Source organism: Endozoicomonas sp. ALE010, from assembly GCF_049310165.1.
GTDB lineage: Bacteria > Pseudomonadota > Gammaproteobacteria > Pseudomonadales > Endozoicomonadaceae > Endozoicomonas.
This window is the reverse complement of sequence record NZ_JBLYNV010000091.1, coordinates 1-13,358: the sequence shown is the minus strand read 5'-3', so window position 1 is coordinate 13,358 and position 13,358 is coordinate 1. Positions and strand designations below refer to the sequence as shown.

Here is a 13,358-nt window from a genome sequence, read left to right as displayed (position 1 = left end):
GGTAGGAAAGCTGGGCATAGTACGCTTTAAAGAAGAATGTTGCCTGGAAGGCATGCCGTTGAATGGCCAGCAAGTCTCACCGGATACGGTGTTGAAGGGTTTTCAGGCCGCCAACGCAAAACTGGAAATGGCGCACTTTAAAGCGGAATGTTGTCTGAGGAACCTGCCGTTGAATGGCCAGCAGGTGACAACGGGTGCGGCGTTTAAGGATTTCCCGGATAGCCCGGAAGGCAAACTGGCAAAAGCGCGCTTCAAAGCGGAATGCTGCCTGAGGAGCCTGCCGATAAATGGCCATCGGATCACACCGGCGTCAGTGATTAAGGATTTTCAGGACACCAGGGCAGCACTGGAGCTGGCACGCTTTAAGGAACACTGTTGCCTGAGGGAGCTGCCGCTGAATGGGGAACAGATCACACCGGATGAGGTGGTTAAGGATTTTCAGGCAGCCAGGGAAATATTGGGATTGGCGCGCTTCACAGCAGAATGTTGCCTGCGGGGCCTGCTTTTGAATGACCAGCAGGTCACACTGGAGCAGGTAGTTAAAGCTTTCCCGAATAGTCCGGAGGGCAAACTGGGGATCGCACGCTTCAAAGCGGACTACTATCTGAAAGGCCTGCCGCTGCATGACCTGCTGGTCACACCGGATGAGGTGTTTATGGATTTCCCGAATAGCCCGGAAGGCAAACTGGGGAGAGCACGCTTCAAAGCAGAATGCTACCTGAAGAACCTGCCATTGAACGGCCAGCCGGTCAGCCAGAGTGAGGTAATTAAAGATTATCAGGCGGCCAAAGCACCACTGGAGCTGGCACGCTTTAAGGAGCAATGTTGCCTGAAGTCCTTGCCGTTGAATGGTCGGCAAGTGACACCGGATGAGGTGATCAGGGATTACCCGGATAATCCGTTGGGCAAACTGGGGAGCGCGCGCTTTAAATCAGAATGTTGTCTGCGTGGCCTGACGCTGGATGGCCAGCTGGTCACACCGGATGCGGTGGTTAAGGATTATCAGGCCACCAGGGCAACACTGGAGCTGGCGCGCTTCAAAGCGGAATGCTGTATGAGAGGCCTGACACTGGCTGGCAACCGGGTCACCCCGGACGAGGTGGTCAGGGATTTCCCGGGCAGTCCGGCAGGCAAACTGGGCCAAGCGCACTTTAAAGCGGAATGTTGCCTGAGGGGCCTGGCGTTGAATGGTCAGCCGGTCACACCGGATGCGGTGATTAAGGGTTTCCCGGGTGGTCGGGAAAGCAGACTGGGTATCGCGCGCTTCAAGGCGGAATGTTGCCTGAGGGGCCTGACGTTGAATGGCCAGCAGGTCACACCGGATGCCGTGGTTAAGGGTTATCTGGCAGTCAGGGCAACACTCGAGCTGGCGCGCTTTAAGGAACAATGTTGTCTCAGAGGCCTGGCGTTGAATCGCCAGCCAGTCACTCCGGATTCAGTGGCCGAAGCGTACCAGGCAGCCAAAGCAAAACTGGCGCTGGCGCGCTTTAAAGCAGAATGCTGCCTGAGGGGGCTGTGTTTGAATAACCTGCAGGTCACACCGGAGGAAGTAGTCGGGGATTATCAGGCCATCAGGGCAATACTTGAACTGGCACGCTTTAAAGCAGACTGCTGCCTGAAGGACCTGAAGCTCAATGGTGACCAGGTCACACCGGATGAGGTGGTTAAGAGTTTCCCGGACAGTCCGGATGGCAAACTGGGGGTGGCGCGCTTCACAGCGGACTGTTGCCTGAGAGGGCTGCTGTTGAATGGCCAGCAGGTCACACCGGATTCCGTAGCCAGTGGTTATCAGGCAATCAGGGCAACACTGGAGCTGGCTCGCTTCAAATCGGAATGTTGCCTGAAAGGGCTGCTGTTGAATGGCCGACAGGTCACACCGGATGCCGTGGTTAAGGATTATGAACGCGGTGGCAGGTTGCTCGAAAGAGCTATTTTTTATTCGCTACTGGCATTGAATGCCAGAGAACTGAATGGCAAATATCTGGATAACGAGGAGGTATTGGCAGCGTTTAATGATATACCCGGAGATCATACTTCAAGGCAAACCAGGTATCTGGTTCAAAGGTTGCAGCAATCCCACCGGTACGATGAAACCAGCAAAGGTCAGGAGATACTTCAACAGGCCTGGCAAATCTTAACCAAAGTGCCAGTCAAAGACGATGAGCAATCTCGACTGCAATGTATATTGAAATTCATGGCCATGGAGAATAAATGGACAATTGATCAACAGGAAGTGTCTGCAAAACAGGTATTCCATGCCATCAAAACACTGAGGCGCTCATTTAAGAATTCACGCCTGCATTTCTTCTTTCTGGCGCACTGCTGTATCACGAGACAGTCTATTGGCAGACAGCACATTCATAAGGATCAGGTAATCAGGTATCTTAAAAGTTTTCTTGAAGGAAGCAGGCTGCGCCATGCTTTAAACTGCTGGTTTGAAGAATGCAGCTCCGAAGCCTGTGTAATGGATGAGTTACTCGATGCTCAGGGGAGTGACAGTCCTCACCGATATACAACCTTTGCCAGTCAACAGGAAGCTTCTGTTGCCGTTAACAGCGAGAACACCGGACATAAGCATGGAGAACACCTGCCCGACGTGATTCCCGTTATCGAGCGTTCTGAGCGAAGCACAACATCGGCAGAGGTATTCGCTGCCAATCCGGGCAAGGAAGGCTCACTCCCCTGCCAGCTCAGGGAATATCGGGATACAACAGAAACCGCTTCCACCCACCAGACATTTGCCGTCTATATGGCTGAAACCCTGAAGCAAAGGTTAAAAACAGGCATCCCGGACAAGCCGGTTCCACGATTAAATGCGCTAACACTGAAAACACTGGAGATTATTCAGGAAATCAATAGTTCTTATACCATCCCCCCTCTGCTGATTAACGGTTCTTACGGACGTTTTTTACAGAATCTCTGCTCATCATTTAATGATATTGACATTGTCTGCACGGAAGAAGCGTCCTCCAGAACACTCTTTGACAGGCTGCAGGCACTGAACACCGACTGGGATTCTGAAATCGCCAAAAGCGTCACCATCTGGCCAATCGAGGGATGTCAGGCCATTAAACTGCCACACGCCTACAATATTCAACTTAAAGCCGGTGATCTGGGGAGGAAAGCAATGGAGCTTCACGTCAGTATTGATGTCAGAGTAGCCCATGAAAATACCGCACAACTGGCTATTCACGTTCCCGGCGTTGAAAGGCCGGTATGGTGTTTGTCGTTTACGGAAGAAACCCGGTTACTGAACGATACGCTGGAATACCTTGCCAGGAACCTTGACAGGCTAACAGAACAATTGCAAAAAGGAGCGATATTTGGCTTAGCTCGAACCCTGCTTTTTAACACGCCCCAAAACACCGATGAACGTATTTATGGTTTGCTTATGCGCTGCCTGCTTACCCTGAATAAAGCCAGGCAGTTTATCGCCCTGCACTCTGCAGAAAAACCCGGAAAACCTGACGGCCAGACTACCCCGCAGGCAAAAGAACAACAGCGCCTGCATACACTCGCTGCAAATCTACAAGCGAAATTACATAGCCATGTTTACCGTCATGGCTTTGAACACACAATTAACCACTGGCTATCGACAACTCAGCCTGTTAATGATCATCAGCTCCAGAAGAAGGACTTTACCAAAACACTGCTTGCGATGATGCATCCTGCATAAGTAGCTAACCAAAACTGTTATCGATACTAATCCTCATCAATAATTATAGATTTGTTGTGGCAAATCAGGTGATGACCATGGCTTGGCACACCTTAAATGGAACCTAACAATCACTCTGAGGTCAAACGGTGGTATTTACATGCCAAGTGCGCAGGGTTTTATTCTGAAAGCACCCACTTCAACCGACTTCTACCCAAAGTCTGCTGCCCGGGCTGACCGACAAACCGGTTCAGGCAGGATGCCTGACTGCTCCACAAATACATTTAACGGTAAAAGAATCTCCAGCCATCGCTGCCATAGAAGCACAGCCTCCACCATGGGTGAGGCCAGGCGTATTGAGAATGCCTTTTGGAAAAAAACACCACTACACGGACGTCAAATCACCTCAGCTGATGTGCTTAGAGCCTATGGCAATGATACGACCTCGCTCAGAGGTGGCTTCTTCCTGCAAAGACTCTGCTTACAAAACATTCTGCATAACAATAGAAAAGTAACGCCGGATCAGGTTATTCAGGAATTCAATCGGGAACCAGGTCGAAATAACAAATGCCAACTGGCGATAGCGCGCTTCAAGGCGGAATGCTGCCTGAGGAACCTGACCTTGAATGGCCAACCTGTCAGGACGGATACCGTGGTCAGGGATTTCCCGGATGGTCCGGAAGGCAAACTGGGGGTGGCGCATTTTAAGGAACAATGTTGCCTGAAAAGCCTGACCCTGAATGGTCAGCAGGTCACAGCGGCTGCAGTAATTGAGGATTTCCCGGATAGTCCGGAAGGCAGACTGGGGCTGGCACGCTTCAAGGCGGAATGTTGTCTGAAGGGCCTGGCAGTGAATGGCCTGCTACTCACACCGGATGCGGTGGTGAAGAGTTATCAGGCAGCCAAAGCAACACTGGAACTGGCACGGTTCAAAGAGGAATGTTGCCTGAAGGGCCTGCTGCTGAATGGCCAACAGATCACACCGGATACGGTGATTGAGAGTTTCCCGGATGACCCGGAAGGCAGACTGGGAATAATGCGCTTTAAGGAACAATGTTGCCTGAGCGGCCTGCTGTTAAATGGCCAGCAGGTGACACCGGATACGGTGGTTAAGGGGTGCCTGGAAATCAATGCAACACTCCCGCTGGCACGCTTCAAAGCGGAATGTTGCCTGAAAGGCCTGGCATTACATGGCCATCAGGTCACACCGGGTGCGGTGGTTAAGGCTTATCAGGCAGCCAGGGCAACGCTGGAGCTGGCGCGCTTCAAAGCAGAATGTTGCCTGAAAAGCCTGCCGTTGAATGGCCAGCGGGTCACGCCGGATACTGTTGTTAGGGACTTTCAGGCCGCCAGGGCACCACTGGCGCTGGCACGATTTAAGCAACAATGTTGCCTGAGGGGCCTGACGTTGGGAGGCAGGCAGGTCACAGCGGATGAGGTGGTTATGGAGTTCCCGGATAGTCCGGATGGCCAACTGGCCACAGTGCGCTTCAAGGCCGAATGTTGCCTGAGAGGCCTGCCATTGAATGGCCGACAGGTGACACCGGAAGCGGTGATCCGGGATTATGAAAGTGGCAATTGGTTGCTCGAAAGAGCGATTTTCTACTCTCTGCTGGCATTGAATGCCAGAAAATTGCATGGCAACTACCTGGATAACCGGCAGGTATTAGCAGCGTTTGATGCAGCACCCGGGGACCATTCTTCAGGGCAAACCAGATATCTGATTAAAAAGCTGAGACAATCTCATAAGTGCGATGAAACCAGTGAAGCCCAGGATATCATGCAAAAGGCCTGGCAAATCTTAAACAGCGTACCGGTCAAAGATGAGCAGCAACGACTGCAATGCATATTGAAATTCATAGCGATGCAGAATGAATTGACCATTGATCATCAGAGAGTGTCAGCACAACAGGTATCGCAATCCATCAAAACACTGAAGCGCTCATTTCAGAACGCACGCCTGCATTTTTTCTTCCTGGCGTACTGCTATGTCAGGGGCCAGCCTGTTGATGGACGACAAATCCACAGGCATCAGGTTCTGGAGTGCCTCCAGAATTTTCATAAAAGAAGCAACTGGCAGCATGCTTTAGGCCGCTGGTTTGAACAATACAGTCCTGAAGCCAATATAATGGATAATTTATTGTTTGAACGAACAAACACGGTAGCGGTATCCGTTGCCAGTCCCGGGAAGGAATGCCAACGCCCTTATCAGGTCAGGGAATACCGGGATGAAACAGAAAATACCTGCGCCACCCGGGCAGTGACCGCCAGTGCGGCTCAAACTATGGAGCCACCGTTAACAACAGGCGGATCGGATGTTCCGGACAAGTCGACCCGACAGTTAACTCCGCTAACGCTGAAAGTGCTGGAAATTATTCAGGAAATCAATGGTTCTTATAACGATCCAGCCATTCTGATTACCGGTTCTTACGCCCGTTTTTTACAGAACCTCTGCTCAGTATTTAATGATATTGACATTATCTGCACGACAGAAAAATCAACCAGAACACTCCTTGCCAAGCTGCAGGCGCTAAACACCGACAGGGATTCAGACATCCCCAAAAGCATCATCATCTCACCAGTCCCGGGATGTCCGGCGATTCAACTGCCAGGTGCCTACAATATTGACCTTGAAGATGGTGATCTGGCGACCAGGGCATTGGGGTTTCAGGTCAGTGTTGACGCCAGGGTAGCCCAAAATACAACAGGATTGGCCGTTGAGGTTCCCGGCGTTGCCAGGCCGGTATGGTGTTTGTCGTTTGCTGAAGAAACCCGATTGCTCAATGATACGCTGGAATACCTTGCTGAGAACCTTGATCCGCTGACAGAGCAATTGCAAAACGGGCCGGTATTTGACGTCCCCCGTACCCTTCTTTTTAATAGCCCCCAAAATACCGATGAACGTATTTATGGCTTACTTCTACGCTGCCTGCTTACCCTGAATAAAGCCAGGCAGTTTATCGCTCTGCACTCTGAAGGCAGATCCGGGACAAATGACGGTTCGGCCACCACGCTTGAACAACAACGCCTGCATGCACTGACTGAGCATCTGCAAATGAAATTGACTGGCCATGTTTGCCGTCATGATTTTGAGCAAAGGGTTAACGGCTGGCTATCAACAGCTCCACAGGTTAATGGCTACCAGATCAAAAGGAAGGCATTTATTACGACACTGCTTGAGATGATGCATCCTGAAGAAGATCGAATAAACTCAGCTCGATGAACTTTTTGAAAAAATAACACTCTAAACGAATAGACCAAAGTGGCAGGTATTTCTCTTACCACGTCTCCCCTATTAAGTAGCTGGCCATATGGAATCATATATTTCTGGCTACTTGGGCAGGTGCTATGCGAGGCACAACGGAGGGAGCATAGCCGTAGCTATGTGACCGGAGTTGTAACGAAGCACGACTGCATGGATGCAGGAGCTAGAGCAACGCAGGAGCAGTTGCCGGGAGTGCCTGAACAAGGAGTCAGAAATATATGATTTCATATGGTTAGCTACTTAACTGACAACTCTCCCGGCAAACCAGGGATTAAACCGATGACCTTTCGCATATTGTTAATTTCATTACTGTTTTCCACTTCAGCTATGGCATTCGCAGGTAATGACTATAACTATACATTTATTAATACCGGCTTTGGTTACAATAATCAGAATCAGGGCACGCAAAACTTCGATGGAACCACCTGGTTCGTCAATGGTGCCTATAAAGTCCCATCCATACCCGTCATCCTGAACGCAGGATACGCCTACGGCCGCATTGATAAAGATGATGTTGCCAGTAATGTCGAGATTGATGGCAGCTCCTACTTTGCCGGAGCCAGCCTGTTATTAAAGCCAACGGACAGATTCCATGTCATTCCATCGGTCACCAGTGGCCGACTCAGAAACGGCCTGTCTGTGGATGCGGATGAGGTAAAGGATAAAGTCACAGCCTACACAGCGTCGGTCAGCGCCCGTTATCACCTGGAACAAGGCCTCTGGCTGAATTCCGGCTATATTCAGCAATACTATGACCGGGACGAAGATGACAATACCGGCTTCTTCACTGCCGGAGCAGAATATCAAGTGGATTATGAGTGGTCATTTGGCCTGAATTATCGCGGCAATTCTGATCAGTACACCACCCAGTTTTTTGTGAAACTCTTCTTCTGAGTGATCACTGAATTCGGCAATGTGTCCTCATTCCCACCAGAATCTGAACCATTTGGATGCCCCGCTGCCTGCTGCGGGGCTTAAATAAAGTTAACAAGACAGCTAAAAAGACAGAACAACGGCCCTGGTATCCGTATTTTTGGCCTTGAGCCCTCTCAAGCTGAAAGAACGGGACTGTTTGAGAATGTCCAGCTGAAGGCTGGCAGGATCACCCAGATATATAACCTCATAGTTGGCACTGCGATTCTGTATGGGCTGAACACTCACAGATTTGGTAAGAGGCAGGCTTTCCAGACAAGCCCGTAGTTCATCAACATCCCGCATACGATCGAAATTTTTCAGTGTTACCTGAATTTTGCTTCCGTTGTTGAACTGGCTGATAAACTGCTTCTTTATTGCACTGGTGAGCTTTGGCTGCAAATCTTCCATGGCATAACTCAGAGAGTTTTGTTCCCGAATAGTGGCCGAGTCAGAAATTTCAACGCTATTGTTTGGATCACTGGATACGTTAATCAAATCATCGCTACTGAAGCGGTCAGTAATACGGACTTTAATGGTCGTCTGCAGTCCGGTCATACCTCCCATTGCCTTATACTCATACTTGCTGATGTCAGTCTTGATGGTGTATCGAGCACTATTGGGCGAGGACGAAACCTCAAAACCACTGGTCGCCAGAAGTTCGCGCATCAGGCGATCAACCTCAGGTCTGTCCGTTTGAATTGCAAAGGATGGTCGCCCCATATTTTCCTGAATAGCGAGAATCTGCTGCTGACCGTCAGGAGGAGAGTCACTTACCTCGGCACTGATGATGATGAAGTAGTTGTTTCCTTCCTGGTACTCCTTGATCACCGTATAGCGCTGCACATGGCCAGAGGAAACCGTTGAAAGTTTTGCTCTCAAGGCTTCTGCGTTTTCAACCGTTGTTTTGGAGGCCATTTGCACCCCGCCATACTGTTCGACAGCACTGCGCAAAGCATTATTCAACGCTGTCGTGCGTGCAGCTTCCACACCTGATGACAAGGACGCAACACCACGGGCTTCAACAATGCTATCTTGCTCTTCAAACAATTCAGAGAAATCACCGCTACGTTCTGAAATAACCATTACGTTATAGGTCATACCATCATGCTCACCGGTATTAAAATTCCATGCGGCTTTCAGAGTACCTTCAACATTGCTGGTCAATGAGGTGTAGTACTCTTCGAGTACTGTATCACCTTTCCAGGATTGACTGGCCCGCTCTACAGAGGAAATCCGTTCCCCTTTAAGATAAGCCGTCAGAGATTTCATGGCATCCTGCCGTGCTATCTCTTGAGCAACATTGGCTTTACGGTGCATACCGAGACCAATTGCGATCACGGTACGTCCAAGCTCATTGTCATTCACCATGCCCATATACTGGTTATTAGCCAGCATTTTGGACACAGTTTTCTCAAGAGAAGCATTGGCTAATGTTGGCAACATCAGAAGTGCTGCCAGAATGAGAGCCCAACGTTTCATTAGTTAACGGCCCTCCTTACCAACCAAATGCGTCTTCTGCATCGGCATTGCCGCCTCCGGTATAAGCGCCGGAGGTAGCCGTACCTTGTGTGTTTTGAACGGGAACCTGCTGCTTCACAGGTTGCTGTGTCGCTACGGGAGGAACGACACGATTGCTGCTGGCAGCTTCTCTCTCGGCTTGGTTATAAACAGCCTTGCTGCTTTCAGCAATGCGAACAGATTGGTCCAAACCGTCTTTAGTGCCTTTGAGTTGCTGCTGTGATTGAATGTCCAGTACTTTGGTTTGGTACTGGCTGGCCTGCATAAGCCTGGCATTAACAACACTGGATGTATCAATGGAGTAAATGCTGACGTAAATATCCTGGCCAGAAAGCGGGTGGGTCACACGCCTGCCAAAACGCTTGGATAGACCTTGGACAGCGCGATTTTCGATGCTCTGGCTAAGCTCGCTGGTAAAGCTTTCCGCAGCAATGCTGACGTCCTTTCCGCCACTACTACTCATGGTCGTCATTGCCTGCTCGGCTTTTTCATAGGCAGCAACGTCCGCATAAAGGGCTGTAGCCACTTGTTTACGTGCCATCAGTTCAGCGATACCACGGGCTTTTCGTTCAGAAGAAGAGCTACTGCCAACAGGGCTGGCAGCTATGCCAAGAATATGGAAATTACCAGAACTATCACGGAACTTGCGCCCCCCTGTAGCGGTAGACCAGTCCTGGCTGCGTATATAATCAGCCAGATTTTGTTTCCCTTTGGGAAGCGTCATTGCTTCACCTGAAAGCAGAGCCCGTATCATCTCCTCTTGTTTTGGAGACCAGACGGTCACCATGGCAACTTTATACTGTTGCTTAATGTCATCCCATGATTCAAACTGAGCAGCGGTAATGGCACCATACAGAGGCATTTTGGAAACGGCTTCAGCCATACTGTAGGCTTCACCTGTGACACTGCCTGCCAGTTGGTCCAGCTCGTTCATGGTACTTTCATGTTCAGACATGGCCTCCTGATAATTGGCTTTGGCCTGCTCATATTGGGCTTGCTTGTCAGCAGCGATTTCACCCTTATCGAAGTGCCCATCCAGCTTTTTGATAGCAGCTTCCATCAATGCATCGGTCTATCACCAAAGGTGACACCTCGGAGCATTTGTGCTTCTTTGGCATCCATAACTTCCAACAGTTTGGCTACTCGCCCCCTCTGAGCAGCAGCTTTTCTTTCCAAATTTTCAAGTTTGTCTTTGAACTCAACATTAAGGTCTGTACCCGGGGTGCTGACACGATCTGCTGCTGACATATCAGTATAGATGTACTGAATAATGGATCGTTTCGCATCCAGAGATGCTTCCATGGATTTCAGAGAACGCTTAATGATGAAACTGTCATCATAAGATGGATCTTCCGAGTCAAAAATAGCTTCGCTTAGAGCGACATATACTCTTTTATCGCTGTTCCAGCCCTCAAGCACCCCACCTTTATCCAGAAATTGATAAGCAAGATCCATCGCATCAACTGCAGCAGCGGACTGTGCAGGCATGGTTTGCAGCTGAGTGGTAACGGCTGTGGCAGGTGTTTCGACGATTTGTGGCTGGACAGAAACAGCAGTGACTTCTGGCGAAGCCGCTTCGGGTTTAAACTCTACAGCGTGTACTGCTGAAGAGACAGCCAGTGCCAGTAGTGTGGCTTTAAAGAGATATCTCATGGTTTGTTCTCAATAATTTGGATAGTGTTATAAGCAAATTTATTTATTGCGGCATACAGTTGCAGATAAGAAACGAACCGGGATGCTTCCTGCTTTAATCCCATGCGGTGAAGAGATTCTGTGTAACGTGAAATAGCTTCCAGGTTGCTGGGTTCAAGAGCGATCCACTGTAAATAAACAGCAGCAGCTTCCGGCCAATTTTGCCTTGCGATTAAGGCTGCTCCCAGATACTGCCAGCTCTCCTGATGACGAGGTGAGCTATTGATGCTTTCTTTTAGCAGAGAGATGATTGTGTCAAGTTCTCTACCCTGTTCAAAAAGGACTTTGGCATCGATAAAGGCCTGGGCTGGCTGATCACTGAATGTGTTACTGAACAGAATATGTCCGGGCAGGCTCAGAGCGGCCGAATAAGGGCTGGCAAGATTCAGTTGGCCAGGTAGTTTGTGCAGGTAGGCAAGGGGATTCTTTTGCTGGTTTTCCTTAATCTGTGCAATAGCATTTGGCGCGCGTGCAGGCAAGGCTGTACTCTCAAAAGCAAGAATGGTTGTCTCAGATAGAGATTTTTGTTTCAGGTGGTTATCAATGACATAGGCGCTGGCGGGGAGTTCGCAGAGCCAATCCAACGCAGGTGAGTTGTCAGCCTGCAATGCCAACAGTCTCTGCCTTTCGAGAAAAGGCTGCTGCGATGGCTGGTAATAGTTTGCCAGGCAGTATTTTTTTAACAGTTCTTTCTTTTCCCACTGCAGTGCAATCTCCTGCAACCCAAATTCCGAAAAGATCTTCCCCAGATAGTGGTAATGCTGACCGGCATCCAGCTGATGTAATAGTGTGGTGATATCTTCCGTGCTTATGTCTTCATTTTTGCTGGCCGTGATCAACCTTTTGATATCTTCTTCATTAGCTGCCAGAACATAGCGGTAGCTCTCTCCTTCCGGGCGGTTCACCAGAATACGGGATGGAAGCTTTTTCAGCCGGATGTCGCGCTGTCTGATCAGAGCCTGGTCAAGAGAGGAGCTACCTGTTGAAGATGAGAGGGCTTGTAGCTGGTAATGCTCTGTGATCTGCTGCCATGCAGAAATCATCGCTTTGGCTTTAGCCGAATTTCTGGATGTATCTCTTCCATACGGAAGAATCACCGTAGAAAAAACTATGCCGGAGTCGACGATAATGCCTGTTTTGCTGGCCGCATACTTGTCAAAATATAACGTATGTGACTGACCAAGAGTAACAGCCGAAGCTGCTACCCCCGGAGTACCAGACAGAGCAAAGACCATTACCAGGGCAGTAAGGATTTTCGTACTGCGCATACTGCTCAGTCCTTGTAGTTATCTTCCCATTCTGGAGGTAGCGGCATACCGTTGGATACGGCAAACAGCTCGTTCTTTTTGAAGAAGAGTGGATCAGCTTTGATTTCAGCGACCAGGTCCTGAACATCAGGATCATTAGACCAGCGTATAATTTTACCGCGACTGGCATCGGCCCCAGGAGTGACTTCAGCAATAGCCAATGGCAGATCCACCCCCATATCAGACATGTAAAGAGTTACGATCTGTTTGCCCATGAAACCGCTTTCATAGCCTTTATCGATTTGGAAATTACTGCCTCTAAAACCAACGACCTGTCCTCCAATTGGCAGTTTATTACCGATTTTATTTGCAACGATTTTAAGAGCGTTAATGGATGCCTGGTTCAGTGCATCCTGCTCTTGTTCTTGATCGAAACCACCAATCACCTTACCGCTTGGCAAGCGGAACAGGGTGCGAATGGCACGGCCTTCTGCGGAATCCGCTTCAATAATTTCATCTGTCTGGAAATCAATCAGCTGATAATCAACGCGGATTATGTACAGGACTTCGTTATGGTCAACGCGGTTATACTCTTCCTTCACAGCAGAAACACCGGCTACCAGCCCGTAATCGGCATTCAGGCCTTTACCAAAGCGCATGCGCGACAAGGCATCAGTTGTGCCCATATCCTGAAAACGTTTCTCAGCTGCTTTGCCTTTCTGGCCGAGATGGCGGGATACGATCGTGAAGCGTTTCAGCTTGCTGATCTCTGTCTCCATCATGGTAGAAACCGTTTCCAGTGGAAGGTCTGAGTAGCTGCTGGCATCTTTATTTGCAAAAAAGTTTGTAGCAACCACAAGACGCTTGTAGTTCTTGCATATTCTGGCTAATCGTGAACGCTCATTCTGGCAAAGCGTGAACACGAATTCTGGCCAGGCGTGAACATGGATTCTGGCTGATCGTGAACATTTTTGGCCGATTTCCAGAATCGCGTTCACGACTCCAGAATTCATGTTCACGACACCAGAATCGTAACGGTAACGTAACTATTTCCCTTTCTTAAGCA

General features: G+C 49.5%; 8 protein-coding genes. 3 read left to right on the top strand and 5 right to left on the bottom strand.

What is annotated here, in order from left to right; genetic code table 11:
* The 3 genes from ACO6UY_RS22655 to ACO6UY_RS22645 all read left to right on the top strand — a co-directional run.
* Positions 1-3,676 (top strand): hypothetical protein (locus tag ACO6UY_RS22655; protein ID WP_422491347.1); only part of this gene is annotated, 3,676 nt, incomplete at its 5' end.
* Between the two features lie 139 nt (positions 3,677-3,815).
* Entirely contained in the window at positions 3,816-6,878 is a 3,063-nt protein-coding gene (locus tag ACO6UY_RS22650; protein WP_422491345.1) for a hypothetical protein, read from the top strand.
* A 270-nt stretch (positions 6,879-7,148) separates the two neighbouring features.
* On the top strand, positions 7,149-7,814 hold the full coding sequence (locus tag ACO6UY_RS22645) for an outer membrane beta-barrel protein (protein ID WP_422491343.1): 666 nt from the start codon (positions 7,149-7,151) through the stop codon (positions 7,812-7,814).
* Between the two features lie 102 nt (positions 7,815-7,916).
* Here the strand turns inward: ACO6UY_RS22645 and ACO6UY_RS22640 are convergent, their stop codons facing one another.
* Genes ACO6UY_RS22640 through ACO6UY_RS22620 form a run of 5 tightly spaced genes read right to left on the bottom strand, consistent with a single transcriptional unit; the run spans position 7,917 to position 13,305 of the window.
* Entirely contained in the window at positions 7,917-9,314 is a 1,398-nt protein-coding gene (locus ACO6UY_RS22640; protein WP_422448999.1) for a flagellar assembly protein T N-terminal domain-containing protein, read from the bottom strand.
* Between the two features lie 16 nt (positions 9,315-9,330).
* Positions 9,331-10,413, bottom strand: coding sequence for a hypothetical protein (locus ACO6UY_RS22635; RefSeq protein WP_422491342.1), 1,083 nt, complete (start codon positions 10,411-10,413; stop codon positions 9,331-9,333).
* Positions 10,413-11,006 (bottom strand): hypothetical protein, encoded by a 594-nt coding sequence (locus ACO6UY_RS22630; protein WP_422491341.1) that lies wholly within the window; start codon positions 11,004-11,006, stop codon positions 10,413-10,415. Before ACO6UY_RS22630 ends, ACO6UY_RS22635 begins: the two co-directional genes overlap by 1 nt.
* Complete coding sequence (locus ACO6UY_RS22625; RefSeq protein ID WP_422491339.1) at positions 11,003-12,313, bottom strand: hypothetical protein; 1,311 nt, start codon at positions 12,311-12,313, stop codon at positions 11,003-11,005. Before ACO6UY_RS22625 ends, ACO6UY_RS22630 begins: the two co-directional genes overlap by 4 nt.
* 5 nt (positions 12,314-12,318) lie before the next feature.
* Positions 12,319-13,305, bottom strand: coding sequence for a hypothetical protein (locus ACO6UY_RS22620; protein ID WP_422491337.1), 987 nt, complete (start codon positions 13,303-13,305; stop codon positions 12,319-12,321).
* Positions 13,306-13,358 lie beyond the last annotated feature (53 nt).